Origin of the sequence: Streptomyces sp. NPDC020801, assembly GCF_044334385.1 — a bacterium.
GTDB lineage: Bacteria > Actinomycetota > Actinomycetes > Streptomycetales > Streptomycetaceae > Streptomyces.
Genome location: NZ_JBIRST010000001.1, coordinates 915,655 through 933,818 on the forward strand (window position 1 = coordinate 915,655; position 18,164 = coordinate 933,818).

Genomic DNA, 18,164 nt, shown 5'->3' on the forward strand with positions numbered 1-18,164 from the left:
ACGGCGTGGCCCGCACACACTCCCTCGGGATCGACCGCATCGCATGCGACGGCTACGGCCTGTGCGCCGAACTGCTGCCCGAACTCATCGAACTCGACGAGTGGGGCTACCCGATCACGGGATCGGCCCCTCTCACCGGTGAAGCCCTGGCGCACGCGCGACGCGCGGTGGCCGCATGCCCGGCGCTGGCACTGCGCCTGGACCGGACCGCGGACCGGCGGCCGCAGCGGAAGTGAACGATTCCTTAACCCAACGCCGGTCATACTTCTGCCCGCTCCGGCCCACGACGCGGGGGTTTCGAGAGCACTGCCATCCGGGCTGGGCGGGGCCGGATCACCAGGAGGACGGACGAGTGACTGTGATCGGCGGCAGGACACCGGTGGCCAGCACGTTCGAGCGGCCCAGCACGGCGCTCGGCGGTCCGCAGGGGAACGAGCGGCTGACCGCCGCGACCGGTGCGGTGCTGCTGCTCCTGTTCGCCGTCGAGGGCGTCACCATCCTCTTCCTCGGGCAACTCCTCACCCTGCACTTCTTCATCGGGCTGCTGCTGACCGGCCCGGTCTGCCTCAAGACCGGATCGACCGGCTACCGGTCCTACCGGTATTACACCGGATCGCCCGCGTACCGCCGCAAGGGCCCGCCGGCACCGCTGCTGCGCGTGCTCGGCCCTCTGGTCGTGGCCACGAGCGTCGCCGTCCTCGGCACGGGAGTGGCACTGGCGCTGCTCGGACCCGGCACCGGTCCGGTTCCGGTGCTCCTGCTGCACAAAGCCAGCTTCGTCTGCTGGATCGCCGTGATGACCGTGCACGTCCTCGCCTACGTGTGGCGCCTGCCGCACCTCATAGGCACCGATCTGCGCCGCCGTCCGGCGCGCCACGGGATCGTCGCGCCGTGGCGGGCCGGCCGCTGGTCGCTGCTGGCGGTGGCGCTCGGCGCGGGACTGGCCGTCGCGCTCGCCGGAGTCCACCTGGCCTCCGGCTGGAGCAGATAACGCCTCCGGGATACGCGCGAGGCAGAGCCCGAGGACGACCAGGAGGATTTAATAATCCCACCTCGCGGTCACCGCGCGGCCGGGAACCCTGCGCACGTTCGCCGACGTGACCGGCCACGCCGGCCACCACTCGGCCACGGCGGCCGAGCAGGCCGGACAGCTCCTTGCGGCAACGGCGGAGTACCTCGGGCTCGACGCCTCCTGGCTCGGGCGACGGTGCGCACAGCTTTCAGCCGTCGGCACGGAACGGCTCGCGCGGCCGCGCAGCCGGCCACCGACACCGAGGCGAAGACCTCTTCCCGGCCCATGGCAAGGGCCGGCCACGCCAAGCGGGCTGCCCGCCCGCATCACCGTCCCCTGGACGGCCGTGCTCGTCGTCCAGCAGGGGTGGGATCTGTCCATGGCACCGCCCCAGGAGGTGTCCGAATCCTCGGCCGGGGCGCCGCCTTGGTCGACCGTGAAACCGGGACGTCGCTACAGACAGAGCGCCTAGCGCAGCAGGGCGAACGCTCCCCCGCCGATGACCGCCCCCAGAAGGGTGCCGGCGATGACCTGGCCCAGGGTGTGATCTCGGAGCTTGACACGGGACCAGCCGATCACGGGGAGTGCGGGAGACAGCAGTAGCAGCCAGGGTCCGTAGGCCAGGGCCAAGGTGGCGATGGCGCCCGCGGGGACGGCGGTGTGCAGGGACACCTTCCACACCGCGGTGATGGCCAGGACCACTACGAGGGAGACGAGCATCGCCACGACGAGGGCCGTGACTTCGCTGGGAGCTCCGAGCGAGTACATCAGCGCCAGACCGACGACCACGGAGACCATGATGCCGGGAATGACGTACATGCGGTCCTGGCGGCGCCGGACGTGGCGGTCCCCCCAGTATCCGCGGCGTTCGCCGAACTTGATGAACAAGATCGGTATGACGCCGGTGAACACCGCTGCGAACAGCCCCCATCCGATCCCTGCGAACCGGTCTGCGTGCCAGCCCATGAGCAGGGTGACGAAGATGATCCAGTTCTTCGGTTCGAGGCGGTCCGTGATCAGGCGGGCCGGCCGCGGCTCAGCTTGGGGGGTGGCGCTGGTCATGGGTTCTCCGGGGGAAAGGCTGTTGCGATGGACGAGTGGTAGGCGTCGTTGAGGCCTCGCAGCCGACGGATCTCGGCGTCGAAGTCGAGTCCGTGCGGCGCTGAGGCGTCGCCGAGTGCTCTGCCGGGTGACGGTTCCCGGCCGGCGGCCTTGGCGGCCGCGGCAGCCCGCAAGATCAATGCCTCCGTCATGTACTCGAGCTGTTCGTCGGTCAGTCCCTGGGCTTCCGCCGTCCGGGCAGCGTCCTCACACGCCATTTCATCGGCGAAGGGAACGAGCGCCAGAGTTGCGTCGCGGATCTCGATGACCATGCGGTGCAGGCGCAGACGCGGTCCCTGGTCGCGCTGCGCCTCGAGGACGATGCCGGGCACGTGGGCGGTCAGCGATGTCCACAGCGGTCGGATGGCGCGCATCGCGCGGATGGCCTGACGAGCGCGGACCGCCACGCCGACGGCGGGGATCGTGTTGCCGACCAGGATGAGGGCGATCGCCAGCCACTCGATATTGCTGATCATGTCGGAGGGGACCGGTTGGCTCACGCCGACGAGGGCGGTGACCATCTGGACCACCCGCAGGACGGCGTAGGTCATGCCAACGGCGGTGCCGGCGGCCAGACATCGCAGGCCGGCCTGGAGCCAGGCTGCGCCGGCATGCCGGCTGTAGCTCCAGAACAACCAGGTTCCGATGGCCATGACCAGGCCGAGATAGCCGATGACGACAGCGGAGTAGGCGGTGGCGGTCGAGGAGCCGGCGTACGCCTCGTAGAAGTCGTCGACCTCCCTGGGCATTGGGATCAGCGCGAACAAGGTGATCAGACTGATCATTGCGAGCGCCGCGACGGCGATGTGGGGGCCTCGGATCTTCCGGGCCGCCTCGGGACGGGCCATGCTGACGACGAATTCCAGCGCGGCGCCGCAGTCGACGACGGTGACCAGGTGCTTGAGCACGATCGAGACGTTCAGAACAGCGAGAGCCCTGTCCACTGCATGCCCCACGGACGGGATGCCCAGGGTGATGGCCACGGCCAGCGCGGCAAAGCAGACCCAGAGCACACGCTGCTTGGGCACGCGGATGGCGGCGGGAAGGCGCCAGATGGCAACCGCCCAGATCGAACCCAGGATTATGATCTTGATCATTTGCGGACAGGGTGCCCGAAGGCGTCGTGTAGGCGGCCCAGCACGTCAGCGGCTTCATGCGATGTCGCGCCGGTGTCATTGCGGCTGGCCCGCTCCAAGATGAGGGTGCCCAGCGTCTCGGCGTCCTTCTCCTGCTTGCTGGTGAACCTGGTGCGGCCCAGGAGCTGAGCGATGCGGCTGGCTGAGAGCCCCATTGCGGCGTCGCTCGGCTTGCCCCGGCTCGTGGCTGCCCGGAGACGCGCGGCTTCTGCTCGCAGGACGGCAGCGATCGGGAGGGCGGGCGCATCGATCTCGTCGACGACATGGGTGGTGCGCGCCAAGATTCGCTCTAAGTGTTCGGATGCGGTGGCCAGCTCCTCCTGCGTGACGTCTCCGGCGATCTCGAGCTCGGGTGCCTCGTGTCCCAGCAGCATGTGCCCGATCTCGTGGAGGACGATCTGGACCTTGAGAACGTCCGCGGCCATGGTCTCGTAGAAGACCAGGTCTGCGGCGTCGAGGCCGATCCAGATGCCGCACGGGAGGTCGGGGTTCGGGGGGCCGTCGAGCGGTAGGAGCATCAAGGGCCGGCCACGCTGCTCCGCAATGGCCGCGCAGAACTGGTTCAGATCGAAAGGCTGTGGGATGAAGAGCTGGTCAGTGATCGCGGTGAGTTGGTTGCGCGAGCGTCTGCCCCACCTCATGGCCTCTCCCTGCTGTGCCGAGCGCCAGTCCAGCAGGAACGGGCAACGTCTCTGTGCCAAGTACTGTTCCGGCCAACCTTCGCGCTACTGATCGGCCACAGTTTATGCAGAACGAGTGAACGATCGGTAAGAGCACGGGAGTTACGGCGCCTGGGGGGGGGTAGTCAGCTTCTCCCGCGCCTGGTTCGCCTGGAGGGCACTTCGGGGAGTCCTTCGGCCTTGCGGAAGCCCTCGACGATGCCCTTGATGCCGCGTAGTGACTTTGCCGACAGGCCCCCGAGGCGGAACGCCACGGCACGGACGTCCTTGTCGGCGAACACCTCGGCGAGTTCGTCGTTGGCGTCGGCCTTCTCGGTGCTCTCCTTGATCTCTCGGATGCGTGTCTCCACGGCCGAGGAGACCTCATCGTCGAGGAAGTAGGAGGGGGGTACGCCGAAGAAGCTCGCCAGGGCGCGCAAGGAGTCAACGCCGGGGTTGGTGACCTTGCCCGTGCGGATCGCTTGCACGGTGCCGTGCGAGACGGTCGGATCCCCTTCTTTGGCGCGCTTTCTTATCTGGTCGGCGATCTCCTGGTAGGTGAACGGACCGCGGTCTTTCGGGTGGATCTCCGTGATCAAGTAGTCGAGCTTCTGGGCGATTGTGCGCCGACCAGCGGAGTGCTCGTCGCCCATCTCCATGATCATTACTCCTCTCTTCGAGGCCGGCGGGCCGACTGGCTGGGTCATTATCTACTCCGCCGGATGGTCTGGCGCCACCGGAGAGAACCCGGACATCAAAGGTGCTTGACACCACCTGCATGGAGCGACGTATGTTCGTCCCGCATCGTCTAGTCAGCTAGATGCAATGGTGTGAGGTGGTGTGTGAGTCCATCTAATCAGCTAGGCTCCGTCGGCGCGAGGCGGAGGCATCACGCGCGATGCTTCCGTGGGCTCTACGACAAGGCCGGTGCCGGAGGGCCGCAGCCTCCGGCGCTGGGACGCAGCCCTGCCGGGTCGCGGTGAGACACGACCACCCGAGCCACCGCCAGATGATCGGTGACGAGATGGACGTTGCATACGCTCCCCTTGCTCGGCGGACCGCCGCTGCGCTGACACCTCGTTCACCGCAGCCCGTACGGCGGACCTGGATGCCATTCATCAAGGCGCCCGCTCTGCACGCCGCTTGAGTTGTCACTGTCGCGGTGGTCGCGCTCGTCCCAGCAGGCCCCGACGGACGCCCCGAGGGAGTCGAACAGCAGGGGCTGAGGGTGGTCGGTGCAACGCAGGTGGCCTGGTTCGCGACGACGTCCGGCCCCGCCGCGGGCGGCCTCGTCTTCGGAAGTGAAGCACTCGTTCGGCTTCGGCACAGGGAGATCATCAACGCCTTGGAAAAGACCGCAATTCGTACCGCAAGCGGCCTGTCGGCTGGGCTGAGCCCGGAAGATGGCGTTTGGCCGTTGCTGAAATGCGTCATCGCCGACTTCCCTGCCTGTCTGCAAGCTGAAGGAGATCCAGCTTCGGCCCGACCTGCTGGACGGCTGCCAGGTCCTGAATCGGCCTCGTGATGGAACACCCGATCTCCACGCCTTCAACCTGGGTACGCGGCATCGGAATTACGCATTTCCCTTTCAGAGTGCACTTGGAGGAAGATTTGGGAAGGCCGGAGAGGCTGATAAATCCTGACGATGGACCAGTTGCGGCATTTGCGCACCGCTTGCGGGTGTTGCGTCAGGAATCAGGGATGCCCAGTTATCGGCAGATGGCCAGGGTTGCTTTGTTTTCTTCATCCGTGCTTTCCAGCGCCGCGAATGGGCGGCGACTGCCGACGCTGCAGGTCACGCTGGGGTATGTGCGGGCCTGCGGTGGTGACCTCGGTGAGTGGGAACGGCGCTGGCGAAATGTTGCCCGAGAGTGCGGTGCGGAGGAAGCACAAGAGGAGAGTCGACCTGGATCTGCGGGCGCTGCGGGGCGCTCCCTCAGCGGGGCGCCTCCGCGGGTGAAGCAGCAGGACGTGTCGGTGCCGCGCCCGGCACAGCTTCCGCTGGGACCAGATGAACTGATCGGTCGCGGTGCCGAGCGCGTGCGGGCTTTTGCACTGATGAGATCGCGGCGGGGCATCAGGGTGCCGCTCGTGGTCTGCGGGCGCATCGGTGCTGGCAAGTCTGCATTCGTGCTGGGGCTTGCCCGTGAGATGTCGGCAAACTTTCCCGACGGGCAACTGTATCTCGATCTCGGTGCGGAGGAGGCGAAACGCACCTCGGTTTCCGATATCCTGGCGGGGGCTCTCAGGGCGCTGGCTGTCCCACCCGAAAAGATTCCGGCGAGTGCGGGTGAGGCGGCTGCTCTCTTCCGGTCCATTCTTTCCTGTCGCCGGCTCTTGGTTGTATTGGACAATGCGACCAGCGAGAACCAGGTTCTGCCTTTTCTCACGGAGACGCTGCGCAGTCAGCTCCTGGTCACCGGGCGTGCGCGGATGCTGGGTCTGGACGGGGTGGCGCGGATGGACGTCGATGCGCTCCGCCGCCCCGACTCGGTGGCTCTGATCGAGTCGATCGCCGGCTCAGAGAGGATTCGGACGGAGTGGGAATCGGTGACCCGGATAGCCGAGCTCTGCGACGATCTTCCCGTGGCCTTGAGCATCGTTGGCAAGAAGCTGGCTGCGTACCCGGGTTGGGTGCCGACGGACGCTTTGCAGTACCTGAGGGGAGCAGGGGACCTTGTCACGAATCTGCGGGTTGGGGAGCTGAGCCTTCGCGACCTGCTGACGACAGCCTACGAACCCCTGTCCCGGCAGGCGAAGGCGGTGTTGGGCCACATCGGTGCGCGCGGGGGTGCCGGGGTGACCAGGGGGGACCTCGCGAAGGTCCTGGGGGTCAGCGGAGGAAATCCGGAGTTCCTGCTGGAGACGTTGGTGGATGCGGGCTTCCTGGGGGCGGCCACCGGATCCCACTACACATTGTCGCCGCTGCTGCGGTTGTTCGTGTCCGGGCACTCGGCATCGATGCCTGCCCCCCTGCGCATCGGACGGGACCTGCTGGCTGCCGGCGGAGCGCAAGCGCTCTCCGGTTCCGGGCGTGCCCAGGTCGGCGCATACGCGGGATGTGACGGGCAGTCGCTGGAGGCCACCAAGATGGGCTTCTCCAGGCCGGCGGCACACTAGGGGTGTCCCTGCCCGGATCCGCACTGATGAGCCGCTGCTCGAAAAGCAACGACGTCTCCGCCCTGCCACCGCGAGAAAGGCGCGTCGGTGCGGAAAGGATCCCGCCGTCGCGGCGACCATGGCCCTCCTGGCGCACCGGTACGATCTGCTCGCTCGGTACAGCACGCCTTCCTCGTGGGCACGGACCACATTCTTCGTCTGGAGCCCGGTGCTCGCCGTGCTCGCCGCTCTTCTGACGGCATGACGGATGCCCAGGCATCAGGCTGAAGCGCCCAGGCAGACCGCGTCGCGGCCGAAGCAGCGGCCGCAGCCGGCGGTGTGAGCACAGCGGGCGGGCGCCGCGGGATTGATTGTCTGGCCACTGCCCCCCTTCCGATCAATCCCGCGGACAGTTTGAATAGTGCCCGTGAGCGATGAATTCCTGAATCCACGGCGCGCCGATGGTGGTGTGCCGGCCAGATCGCCCTGAGTGGTCAGAACTTGTGAACAAGCTGCTCCTCTTGGCTTAGGTAAAGTTATTGGAAACCTCGGGGAAGAGTCATTTACGGCTCGTGTAGTTGTGCGACGGTCTTGGAAGATGCGACTCTCTTGGTTCGAACGACGAACAAAATGAGTCTGCGCGAGAAGGTCCGGCTGGGATGGATCGCGGAAGGGGGCTGCGGGTTGCTGGATGCTGCGCTATTCGTCATACCGCCGACTGAATTGGCGACGGAGGTCAGGGTCCGTACGGTTCCATCTCGGCATGGGCTTGCCCACCCGGAGGTCGCCCGGTGAGGGCAGGTATCGACCAGGTGCGCGGCCTGATGATTGAAACGTGCAGACGAGCCGAGGTGCCGGCGGGTTCTGTGGATCTCATCGTCGACCACTACCTTCAAGGCGAAATCCAGGGGAAGCGCTCGCACGGCGTGGCGAAATTCTGCTTTGAATCGCAGTTCTTCCGGGAGCGGCGAGGAACGCCTCGTACCGTGCGTGAGCACGGCGTGCTCGCTGTCGTGGACGCGCAACGCGAGATCGGACCGGTCAGCGCGGACTACGCGGTGCGGGCTGCGGCCGACCGGGCGCGCAAGTGGGGGGTCGGCATCGTCGGCATGATCAACACTCAGCGCTACGGGGTGCTGTCTCCGTGGACAGAGTGCCTGGCCAGGGCTGGTTTCCTGGGGATAGTGATGAACACCTCCCGGGCCGACAGCACGGTCGAGGGGGCTAGGACACCTTTCCTCGGCGTCAATCCGATCAGCTATGCCGTCCCTACGGACGACGAGCCACTCGTTGTGGACATGTCTACGACAATGGCGCCGATGGGAGTGCTCTGGGAGGCGCGGCGTGCCGCCGTGGAACTCCCGGCCGACAGTTTTGTCGATCTTGATGGAGAATTTACGGCCGATCCGCATGCTGCCGTGTCAGCCATGGTTTTCGGTGGCCACAAGGGATTTGCAATCTCATTGCTCGTTCAGATCATGACCGGATCCCTCTTCGGCTTCCCCATGGGACCTGGCGTCGACTCCACATGGACCACAGGGTATACGTTCATCGCGATCGACCCTTCCTTCGGCGGGGAACTTGCCGAGTTCGCGGGGAACAACTCAAAACTTGTTCAAGTGATGGAAGGTGCCGTTACTCGAGATGGGCAGCCTTTTCGTGTGCCAGGACGCCGGAGTCGGGCGCACCTGCGCGCTGTCATCGCTTCGGGGGAATTGGATGTACCTGAATCCGTCTACCATCGACTGGAGGCGCGAGCCGCCGGTGACTTCGCATCCGGCTGACGGTTCTCCGCTATTCATGGGGGCGTGATGACAGCACGATCAACTGTAAAATTCCATTGGTTTCTCCCGACTGCCAGCGACGGACGGTCCCTGGCAGTCGGCACACACGGTACACATGGCACCGCTGCCGGCGGTGACCACGCACCCGAGGGGGGAGCCGACCGGTTCAGAGCCCCGGACATCACCTACCTCGCACAGGTCGCGCGAGCCGCCGAGCACCAGGGTTTCGACGCGATTCTGACCCCCACGGGAACATGGTGCGAAGACGCGTGGCTGGTCACCGCCGCGCTGGCCCGCGAGACCGAGCGCCTCAAGTTCCTGGTGGCCTTCCGGCCGGGGTTCATCTCGCCCACCCTCGCAGCCCAGATGGCCTCCACGTTCCAGCGACTCTCGCGCGGCAGGCTCCTGTTGAATGTGGTCACCGGCGGAGAACGCGACGAGCAGGCCCGTTTCGGCGACCACCTCACCAAGGAGCAGCGCTACGCGAGGACCGCCGAGTTCCTCACCGTGCTCCGAGGGGCGTGGAGCGGTACACCCTTCGACTTTGCAGGCGAGTACTACGACGTCCGCGGCGCCACCGTTGCCGCCCCTCCGAGCCCGGTGCCCGAGATCTACTTCGGAGGTTCGTCTGCGGCCGCCGGCCCCGTAGCCGCACGTCACGTCGACACCTACCTGACGTGGGGGGAACCTCCTGCGCAAGTGGCTGAGAAACTTGCATGGATGAGGGAAATGGCGTCGAAGGAGGGGCGGACCCTCCGTTTCGGGATCCGCTTCCACGTGGTTGCCCGCGACACCTCCGCGGAGGCGTGGGCGGCAGCCGCACGACTGCTGGACCGTCTGGACCCGGCGCATGTGGCCCAAGTGCAGGGCGTGCTGGCGGCCAGCGAGTCCACCGGACAGGCACGCATGAGTGCTCTGCACGGGACGTTCCGCGACGGTTGGCGTCACGACGACCTCGAGATCTACCCGAACGTCTGGGCCGGTGTGGGCCTGCTGCGGGGCGGAGCGGGCACGGCGCTGGTCGGCAGCCACACGGAGGTGGCCGACCGCATCGAAGAGTACGCGGCGCTGGGCGTCGAAGAGTTCATCCTGTCCGGCTTCCCGCATCTGGAGGAGACCTACTGGGTCGGTGAGGGAGTGCTGCCGGAGTTGCGCCGTCGTGGCATCGCACCGACGCCGAGCGTGGCCGCATGACCGTGCGAATGCAATTCTTGGGAGGGGATGTATGCCGGATGAACTCAGGATTCCCACATTTTGCGGAAGCGGGGTCAATATCCTGCTCTCAGTGGTGGATCTCATCCATCAGAGCGTGCCCAAGACCGTCTGGGACATGGGACGTCTCAGGAAGGTCTTCGGTAATCGCACCGTTCCCATGATCCTGGCTGACGGGGATGTGATGGCTTTCGGTCCTTGTCCCGACCGGACGCTGGTGGCCTCCGCGGTGCTCCAGCGCCATGGGATCAAGCCGACCATCATCTACCACGAGCGAAGGGTTCCGGGCTTCACTCCCTCGACCGCGCACATCGCAATGGAGATATCCCTGGACGGGCGCACCTGGATGATGGACTTCGGCAGTCGTGAAACCCGGCTGATCGAGGGCGAGTACTACTTCAATCCCGAGGTCGAGGAGACACTGGCCCTCGAGCGCTTCGACCTTCTGGGCATGGACATCGACCTGATGTCGGTCACCCCGAACCAGATCTTCGGGATGGTGGCCACTGACAACATCGACATGGATCGCAAGTACGACTACTACGAAAAACAGTCGCGCGGATACCGCGGGCAGATCCTCGAGGATCGTCTGGCCCTCGACAAGACGCACAGCGTTTACTACGAGCTTTGATCCGGTATCGGCGACGCCGCTCGTGACGAGACGAGAGTGAATTGACCGAAGTGGCCTACGAGATCGAGCATCTCGTAAAGATCTACCAACGCCAGACCGAAGCGGCAACCAATGACGTGTCGCTGGACATCCGTGCTGGCGAGGTGTTCGGAATTCTGGGGGACAATGGAGCGGGAAAGACCACGCTGGTAAGACAGATGGTCAACCTGCTGCGCTCGACGTCGGGCGAGATCCGGCTCTTTGGTCAGTCGGTGCCAGGGAATCCGTTGTTCGTGAGCCGAACTGTCGCCTACATGCCACAGAGCAGCATGGCGCTCAACCGTCTGAAGGTGAAGGAGGCCATCTACTTCGCCGCGCACCTGCGCGGTATGTCGCGCCGGGACGCGGCCCGCGAACGCGACGCGATGATCGAGACGTGGCAGCTCGGTCCGGTCCGGGACAAGTCGAGCTCCCGCCTCTCGGGTGGCCAGCAGCGCCTCCTCCAGCTCGCCCTGGCCACCGCCGGCCGCCTGCCCGTAGCAGTGCTTGACGAGCCGACCAACGACCTGGACCCGGTCAACCGCAAACACGTCTGGGAAGTGCTGCGCAAGTTCAATGCCGAACACGGCACGACGATCCTCTTCATCACGCACGACGCGATCGAGGCGGAACGCATCGTCCATCGCGTCGGCATCATGCGGAAGGGCAGCTTCCTTGCGATAGGTCAGCCGGCTCAGCTGAAACGGAAGCTACTGGATCACATGCGGCTCGAAGTGTGGCTGCCCCCCGGTGAAGTGCCCGTGCTTCCGGCTGACATACCGCAGCACTGGAAATCCGAGGACAACGTCGTTCTCTCGGTTCCGCGTGACCGTGCGCCTGCGCTGTTGTCCGAGCTGAGGCTGCACGAATCGATTGACTACAAGCTCTACTCGGCGACCCTGGAAGACTTGTATCTGCACTATGCGAATTCAGACTGAACGGCCGAAGCTGGCAGCCCAGTTCGTTGACCTGTGGCTTATGCAACTCTCCAACTGGAGGTGGTCCTGGCGTGCCATGATGGTCACGGGAATCATCACCCCTCTCATGACTGTTGCAGCGCTGGGGGCATTCGCTCGTGGGCGGGGGCAGGAGTCTCTCGTCTACGTGCTCACCGGCAGCATTCTGCTGTCGCTCATGTTCGAGAACCAGAACAAGGTCGCCCAGAACTTCGCCTACATGAAGGCTATGGGAACCCTGGACTTTCTCGGCACTCTTCCGGTGCGTCGTTATATGGTCATCCTGGCCACGGTTCTGGCGTTCTTCACGCTTTCAACGCCGGCGCTTCTGATGACCCTGGTCCTCGGATCACTGATCCTCGGCGTCCACCTCTCTGTGAGTTGGCTGGTTGTCCTCGTCATCCCGCTCTGCGTGCTGTCCCTCGCGGGTATCGGCGCGGTCATCGGGATCGTGACGAGAAGCCAGGAAGAGGCGAGCTCACTCACCCTGCTGGTCACGATGATTCTGCTGTTCTTCGGGCCGGTGATCATCCCTGCGAATCGACTTCCGGGATGGCTCGTGACCATTAGTCATGTCAGTCCGACCACATATGCGGCTTCGGCGATACGGCAAGTACTCGTCGGACCGGTGACCGGGCGCATCTGGCTCGACCTGCTCGTCTTGCTGGCGCTCACCGGAATCACCCTCTGGTTCTCCGGTTCCCGCATGCAATGGAAGGCCAACTAGAACACCGCGTCACAGGAGGACACGATGTCCGAAACGCAGACACTCGACGGTGTCTCAGCAACCACACGGCTCGCCTGGAGCGTGCTGTTCGGCGGAGACGCGCTCCGAGACGTCGACCAGGAACTGCTCCGCTCGCTGCAGGACGATCCCGAGACATGGGGCCGCCTGATCCTCGACACCTGGTCGACGTTCACCGCTCTCGGTGGCCGCAGGGCACCCGCAGGACTCCGCGGGGCGCGGGCCGGCTCACTGTCGGTGAGCGCCACCGTCACGCGGATCGATCCCTGGCAGGAGGAAGCGGAAGCCCGTGAGGGGGGCAATGCGATCCTCGACGAGGCGCCGTCCTCCACGAGCCGGACCGAGATCGCGGCGCCCAGGCCTCCGGAGCTTCCGGACCGAGCGGAGAACCCCGCCGAGGCACCTGCGGCCGCGGTGCCGCCGGAGCCCCGGGCCATGCCCGCCCCCACCCGTACGGCGAAGCCGCTCGACTTCTTCGACCCCGACGAGGAGGACGAGTCCGAACCGGTACGGCGGACGGTCACCGTCGAGGAGGTCAAGGCCCGCCTGGTGGAGCTGATAGCGGAGGTCAGCGGTTATCCCGCCGATGTTTTCGAAGACCACCTCGACCTCGAGGTCGACCTCGGCATCGACTCCATCAAACAGGTGGAGACCCTGGCCAGGGTCCGCGAGGAGTACGGCCTGACCATGGACGAGGACTTCCTTATGCGTGACTATGCCACGATCGGGAAGATGGCCGATTACATCGTGGGTCGCCTGGACAAGGAGACCTGAGGCCGTGCGAGAGGACTTGCCCGGATATACCGACAAGGTTGTGCTGGTCGTCGGCAGCAGCCGCGGCCTCGGGCGGCAAGTGTCCGAGCTGATGGGCGGTCAGGGCGCGAGGGTCATCGTCAACTCGGCCTCGACCGCGGTGGACGGCAAGAACGTCGCGCGCACCATCAGGAAGAACGGCGGCCAGGCCCACTACGTCTGCGCCGACGTGGCCAGTGAGGAGCAGGTCGCTGCCATGGCCGACCTGATCAGGGAGAAGTTCGGCCGGCTGGACATCGTGGTCCACTGCGCAGCCGGCGGCTCGGAGGCCCGTGTCATGGATGCCACTCTCCCCATGTTCGAGCGGACCTTCAGCGTCAACTCCTATTCTCTGGTCACCCTGGCCCGGCACCTGTCCCCGCTGATGCCCGCAGGTTCGCGGTTCGTGTACATGAGCAGCATGGGTGCGATCCGGGCATCGCACGGCTACGGAGTGGTGGGTGCCGCCAAGGCGGCCAGCGAGGCCCTGGTGCGCTCGCTCGCCCTCGAACTCGCGCCGCTGGACATCACCGTGAACGGCCTGCGCACCACGGCGTTCCCGAGTCTGTCGCTGCGCTACTTCACCAGCAGCGGTGACTGGCTCGGCATGTGTGAGCGGGAGTCCCCACTGGGCGCACCACCGGTGGAAAAGGTGGCAGAAACGATCCTTCTGCTCTGTTCGCAGGCCGCTGGCTACATCACAGGACAGGTGCTCAATGTGGACGGCGGCTGGCTGACCTCGGTACTGCGCGGCAAAGGCGCCGCCGCCGACGTGGGCTCAATCCGGCACTGAATCGACAGTCAACGCCCCGGCCTGGGAGTGGAAAGCATGGAATTCGAACCGGTCGCCGTCGTGGCTGCGGAGTGCAGACTGCCGGGCGCATCCAACCTGCAGGAATTCTTCCGGAACAATCGAGAGGGGACCTGCTCGATCAGTGAGGCGGTCGACGCCTTCTGGGACGGATGCGAGGTCTACGACAAGAACGACGAGGGCCACCTCAACACCTCGTACACCAACCTCGGCGGATTCCTCGACCCCTGGGAACTGGACCGCAGCGCCTTTCGCATCGCGCCACGCGTCATCGAGCGGATGGACCCGGTCCACGCCCTGGGCCTGGAGATGGCACACCGCGTCATCGATCAGGCCGAGCGGAGCGGGCCCTTGCCCCGCGACGAGGCAGCGGTGATCGTCGCCAATGTCGCGGGCGGCTCGACCAGCCGGATCAACGCGAACATGAAGGTGCAGTCCGAACGCTGGGCCGCGGCGCTGCGCCGCCGAGAGCCGGGCCTCGCCGACGTGCTGGACGAGCACCAGAAGAACGAGCACGCGCGGTACCCCGACAAACGCGAGGACCTCGCCCTCAACGGGGAGTCCGGCACGATCGGCGGACGCATCGCCAACTACTTCGACCTGCGCGGAACCCACTACGGCATCGACGCGGCGTGCGGCAGCTCGCTCGCAGCGGTGCACTCCGCCTGCATGGGGCTGCACCAGGGGGAGTTCGACGCCGCCCTGGTGACCGCCGTGGGGATCCTCACCCCGGACATCTTCGTCGTGAACAGCGCCGCGCGGACCCTCTCGAAGGACGGCAGCTTCCCCTTCGGTGCCGCCGCCAACGGCCTGGTGCCTGGGGAAGGCGGAGTGGGCTTGTTGTTGATGCGGCTGGCGGACGCCCGGCAGCAGGGGCGACCGGTGCTCGCCGTGATCCGCAACATCGGCTACAGCACCAACGGCCGGACCACGTCGACCTGGGCTCCTTCCGCCGAGGCGGAAGAGCGTGCCATCCGCAGGGCCTTCGACGGCATGTCCTTCGGCATGGAGGACGTCGACTACGTGGAGGCCCATGGCACCTCGACCCGCGCCGGAGACGGAGCCGAGTTCGATGCGATGCTGCGCACCTACGGCTCAGTGACGCGCTCGAGACCCCTGCCGTTCGGCTCCGTCAAGAGTCTCATCGGTCACACGGTGGAGAGCGCCGGCCTCGTCGGCATGCTGCGCGGACTCTTCCTCTTCGAAACCGGCACCCTCCCTCCGACGGTGAACGTCGACGACATGCGCCCGGAGGCCGTCGAGGCCGTGGATCGCCTGCGGCTCCAGCGGACGAGCGAGCCCCTCGCCCAGACCGCGGGGCGACCGCGCCGTGTGGGGGTGAGCGCCTTCGGATACGGAGGCATCAACTACCACCTCCTGCTCGAGCAGCCCGTAACCGAAGACGTCACCACAGGCCGGAGCCGCCCGCCGCTTCGACGCGACCGGACCCCCATCGCCATCGTCGGCCTGGAGGCGGTTCAGCCCGACGCCACGGACGCGGCCGCATTCTGGCGCAATCTGCGGGAGGGGCTGGCCAGCCGGCGGGACCTGCGTGTCCGGGTGCCCAGCCGTGACCTGGACCTGGAGGACGCGGGCCTGCGACGCCAGGCCGACCACCTGCAGAACGCGGCGATCGTCGACGTATCGCGCACCGTGGACAACGCTCGGTTCCGCATCCTGCCCAACCAGGTGCCCGGCCTCACCGACGAATACCTCGTCCTGCTGTCCTGCGCGGCCAACCTGGCGAGCCAGGTCGAACGTGCCACCGCCTCCGTGGATCCGACGCGAGCCGGCTGCATCGTTGGTCAACTCCCCGACTCGGACCGTGAATTCGAGCTGATCCAGTCGCTGCGGTTCGTGCCCTGGCTGCGTCGGCTGCGCAGACTCGCCCGGGCCCGCGGCGTCGAGGCCCCGTGGACCGCGCTCCGTGACGAGCTGTGGAGCGACCCCACGTTCGAGCTCCACACCGTGAATCAGGACACCTCGGTCGCGGGCTTCGGCTCCACCCTGCCCTCGACCCTGGCCAGTGCCTTCGACCTGCGCGGCAAGAGCTATGCGGTGCGCGCTGCCTGCGCGACCGGACTTGCCGCCCTATCCCTGGCGGTGCAGGAACTGCGCCAGCGCACCCTGGACTTCGTGCTGTGCGGGGCCGTCGGCATGGGGGTGGGCCTGGTCAACCACACGGCGCTGGCCGCGATCCGGGCCCTGAGCGCCAACGGTGAGGGACGCCCGTACGACGAAAATGGCGACGGCTTCATCATGGGAGGCGGCGCAGGACTGCTCTGTCTCAAGCGGCTGCCCGACGCGGAACGCGATGGAGACCCGATCCTCGCGATCGTACGCGAGGTGCGGGGCGGTAGCGACGGCAAGGGGCGCAGCCTGCTGGCTCCCAACGCGGAGGGACGCCGGTTCACCATGGAACGCACGTACCGCGACTCCGGTCTGACCCCCTCCGGCATCAACTATGTCGAAGGTCACGGAGCTGCCACGGCGTTGGGCGACCGGTCGGAGGTCGAAGCCCTGTCCTCCGTCCTCGGCAACGAGGAGGCGGTGTTCCTCGGCAGCGTGAAGGGCAACGTCGGTCACCAGAAAGGTGCCTCCGGCATGACCTCGGTGATCAAGACCGTGCTCTGCCTCCACCGACGTGAACTCGTGCCCACGCCGGGACACGAGAACCCCCATTCGGCCCTCGAACTGGAGCAACGGCGGTTCCAGGTGCTGACGGAGACGCGGCCCTGGCCCGCCCCGCAGGACGGTGCCCCGCGCCGTGCAGCCGTGAACGCCTTCGGGCTCGGGGGCATCAACTACCACGCCGTGCTGGAGGAGTACGCGCCCACCGTGACCGAGCGGACGACGGCAGCACGGATCGCGCCGCGCGAGGCGAGCCCGGAGCAGACCATCGCGACTTGGACCGCGCCCAGCCGCGCGGAGCTGGACCGTGCCCTGGCCGCCTTCGCCGAGCACGGCGAGGCTCCGCCGCCGCCCGACCCGGGCCACGCATACCGGGTGGCGGTCGACGGGGGCGCAGGCCCTGACCCGGCCAAGACCCTGCGCGACAGGGTCCGCAGATACCTCGCCACCGGCCCGGACAAGCTCACCCCCGGACAGTGGGACGCCATGGGGGTGTTCGCCGGGCGGACGGATCTTGCGCCCGGCGGCGTCTGCCGGCTCTATCCCGGCCAGGGCAGCCAGTATCCCGGGATGCTGCGCGAAGCGGCCACCGCGATCGACGGCGCGGAGGACAAGGTACGGACCGCAGCCGATGTGCTCGCGACAGAGGTGCCGGGAATGCTGGACGTCTTCTGGTACGGGGACCCGGCAGCCGGCCAGCGATGGCTGTCCCGCACGGAGAACTGCCAGGTCGCCACGCTCGTGGTGAGTGCCGCCCTGGGCGACTGGCTCGACGGCTTCGGCGTGCCCGCCGACTTCCATCTGGGGCACAGCTTCGGTGAGGTCTCCGCGCTGACAGCCGCTGGCGCGATTCCCTTCGCCGACGCGCTGCGCACCGCTCACCGCCGCGGCACCATCGCCGCCCAGGGGCGTGGGGGATCACGGCAGGGCATGGCCGTGCTGTTCACGTCCGCCGCGGAGGCGACTCGACTGATCGACGCGGACGAGAACGACGTCGTCGTCGCCAACCGGAACAGTCGCCGCCAAATCGTCCTCGCCGGACGCGCCGAGGCCGTCGCACGGGTCCTCGAGCGTGCGACCGCCGACGGGATCGAGGCGCGGATGCTGCCCATCGAGCGTGCGTTCCACTCACCGCTGTTGCGGGACGCCGTACCCGCCTACCGTGCGTTTCTCGACTCGGTTACCCTCACCACACCTTCGGCACCGGTGTACGAGACGCTCACCTCACGGCCGTATTCACGGGACGCGGTGCCCGACAGGATCCGGCAGAGCCTCGCCGAACAATTCGTGCTGCCCGTGTACTTCGAAACCATGGTCCATGACGCTTACGACCGTGGAGCGCGGGTCTTCGTGGAGGTCGGCCCGAAGCGGGCGTTGTCCTCCCTGGTCGGTGAGTGTCTCGGCACGCCGGCGGACGTACGCACCGTCACCCTGATGCACCCCAAGGGGGGAGAACTGGCGCAGGTGCGCCGTGCCGCCGCCCAGCTCTGGGCCATCGGCCTGACGGACGTTCAACCGGTCCACGACGTGACTGCCCGAAAGGCCGCGACATGCTCGGATTGATCCCCACCGCCACA

Annotated in this window: 15 protein-coding genes; 11 read left to right on the plus strand and 4 right to left on the minus strand. The window is 66.6% G+C overall.

The features are described from left to right. Positions 1-5: 5 nt before the first annotated feature. Both ACH4UM_RS04315 and ACH4UM_RS04320 read left to right on the plus strand, forming a co-directional pair. Positions 6-236 (plus strand): ferredoxin, encoded by a 231-nt coding sequence (locus ACH4UM_RS04315; RefSeq protein WP_398173326.1) that lies wholly within the window; start codon positions 6-8, stop codon positions 234-236. A 116-nt stretch (positions 237-352) separates the two neighbouring features. Next, positions 353-991 (plus strand): hypothetical protein, encoded by a 639-nt coding sequence (locus ACH4UM_RS04320; protein WP_398173328.1) that lies wholly within the window; start codon positions 353-355, stop codon positions 989-991. A gap of 489 nt (positions 992-1,480) precedes the next feature. Here ACH4UM_RS04320 and ACH4UM_RS04325 read toward each other — a convergent pair whose 3' ends face one another. The 4 genes from ACH4UM_RS04325 to ACH4UM_RS04340 form a co-directional block, all read right to left on the minus strand. Beyond that, positions 1,481-2,074, minus strand: a complete 594-nt coding sequence (locus ACH4UM_RS04325) for a hypothetical protein (protein WP_398173330.1) — start codon at positions 2,072-2,074, stop codon at positions 1,481-1,483. Continuing rightward, positions 2,071-3,210 (minus strand): MAB_1171c family putative transporter, encoded by a 1,140-nt coding sequence (locus ACH4UM_RS04330; RefSeq protein ID WP_398173332.1) that lies wholly within the window; start codon positions 3,208-3,210, stop codon positions 2,071-2,073. Before ACH4UM_RS04330 ends, ACH4UM_RS04325 begins: the two co-directional genes overlap by 4 nt. Continuing rightward, positions 3,207-3,890, minus strand: a complete 684-nt coding sequence (locus ACH4UM_RS04335) for a hypothetical protein (RefSeq protein WP_398173334.1) — start codon at positions 3,888-3,890, stop codon at positions 3,207-3,209. Before ACH4UM_RS04335 ends, ACH4UM_RS04330 begins: the two co-directional genes overlap by 4 nt. A gap of 164 nt (positions 3,891-4,054) precedes the next feature. Further along, positions 4,055-4,615 carry a helix-turn-helix domain-containing protein gene (locus ACH4UM_RS04340; RefSeq protein WP_398173336.1) on the minus strand — a complete coding sequence of 187 codons (561 nt, stop codon included), beginning with the start codon at positions 4,613-4,615 and terminating at the stop codon, positions 4,055-4,057. Positions 4,616-5,864: 1,249 nt separating this feature from the next. Between ACH4UM_RS04340 and ACH4UM_RS04345 the strand changes: the two genes are divergently transcribed. The 9 genes from ACH4UM_RS04345 to ACH4UM_RS04385 all read left to right on the plus strand — a co-directional run bounded on the left by ACH4UM_RS04345 (position 5,865) and on the right by ACH4UM_RS04385 (position 18,150). Further along, positions 5,865-7,028, plus strand: a complete 1,164-nt coding sequence (locus ACH4UM_RS04345; RefSeq protein ID WP_398173338.1) for an NB-ARC domain-containing protein — start codon at positions 5,865-5,867, stop codon at positions 7,026-7,028. A 770-nt stretch (positions 7,029-7,798) separates the two neighbouring features. Beyond that, the gene (locus ACH4UM_RS04350) at positions 7,799-8,791 is read left to right on the plus strand and encodes an Ldh family oxidoreductase (protein WP_398173340.1); all 993 of its coding nucleotides are present in this window, start codon (positions 7,799-7,801) and stop codon (positions 8,789-8,791) included. A gap of 27 nt (positions 8,792-8,818) precedes the next feature. After that, positions 8,819-9,985 (plus strand): LLM class flavin-dependent oxidoreductase, encoded by a 1,167-nt coding sequence (locus ACH4UM_RS04355; protein WP_398173342.1) that lies wholly within the window; start codon positions 8,819-8,821, stop codon positions 9,983-9,985. A 31-nt stretch (positions 9,986-10,016) separates the two neighbouring features. Continuing rightward, on the plus strand, positions 10,017-10,634 hold the full coding sequence (locus ACH4UM_RS04360) for a hypothetical protein (RefSeq protein WP_398173344.1): 618 nt from the start codon (positions 10,017-10,019) through the stop codon (positions 10,632-10,634). A 50-nt stretch (positions 10,635-10,684) separates the two neighbouring features. Next, positions 10,685-11,590, plus strand: a complete 906-nt coding sequence (locus ACH4UM_RS04365) for an ABC transporter ATP-binding protein (protein WP_398173346.1) — start codon at positions 10,685-10,687, stop codon at positions 11,588-11,590. A gap of 40 nt (positions 11,591-11,630) precedes the next feature. Further along, positions 11,631-12,335 carry an ABC transporter permease gene (locus ACH4UM_RS04370; protein ID WP_398173348.1) on the plus strand — a complete coding sequence of 235 codons (705 nt, stop codon included), beginning with the start codon at positions 11,631-11,633 and terminating at the stop codon, positions 12,333-12,335. Between the two features lie 24 nt (positions 12,336-12,359). Next, positions 12,360-13,127, plus strand: a complete 768-nt coding sequence (locus tag ACH4UM_RS04375) for an acyl carrier protein (RefSeq protein ID WP_398173350.1) — start codon at positions 12,360-12,362, stop codon at positions 13,125-13,127. Positions 13,128-13,131: 4 nt separating this feature from the next. Continuing rightward, positions 13,132-13,938: an SDR family NAD(P)-dependent oxidoreductase gene (locus ACH4UM_RS04380; protein WP_398173352.1), complete on the plus strand. Its 807-nt coding sequence runs from the start codon at positions 13,132-13,134 to the stop codon at positions 13,936-13,938. 36 nt (positions 13,939-13,974) lie between these two features. Then, positions 13,975-18,150, plus strand: a complete 4,176-nt coding sequence (locus ACH4UM_RS04385; protein ID WP_398173354.1) for a beta-ketoacyl synthase N-terminal-like domain-containing protein — start codon at positions 13,975-13,977, stop codon at positions 18,148-18,150. Positions 18,151-18,164 lie beyond the last annotated feature (14 nt).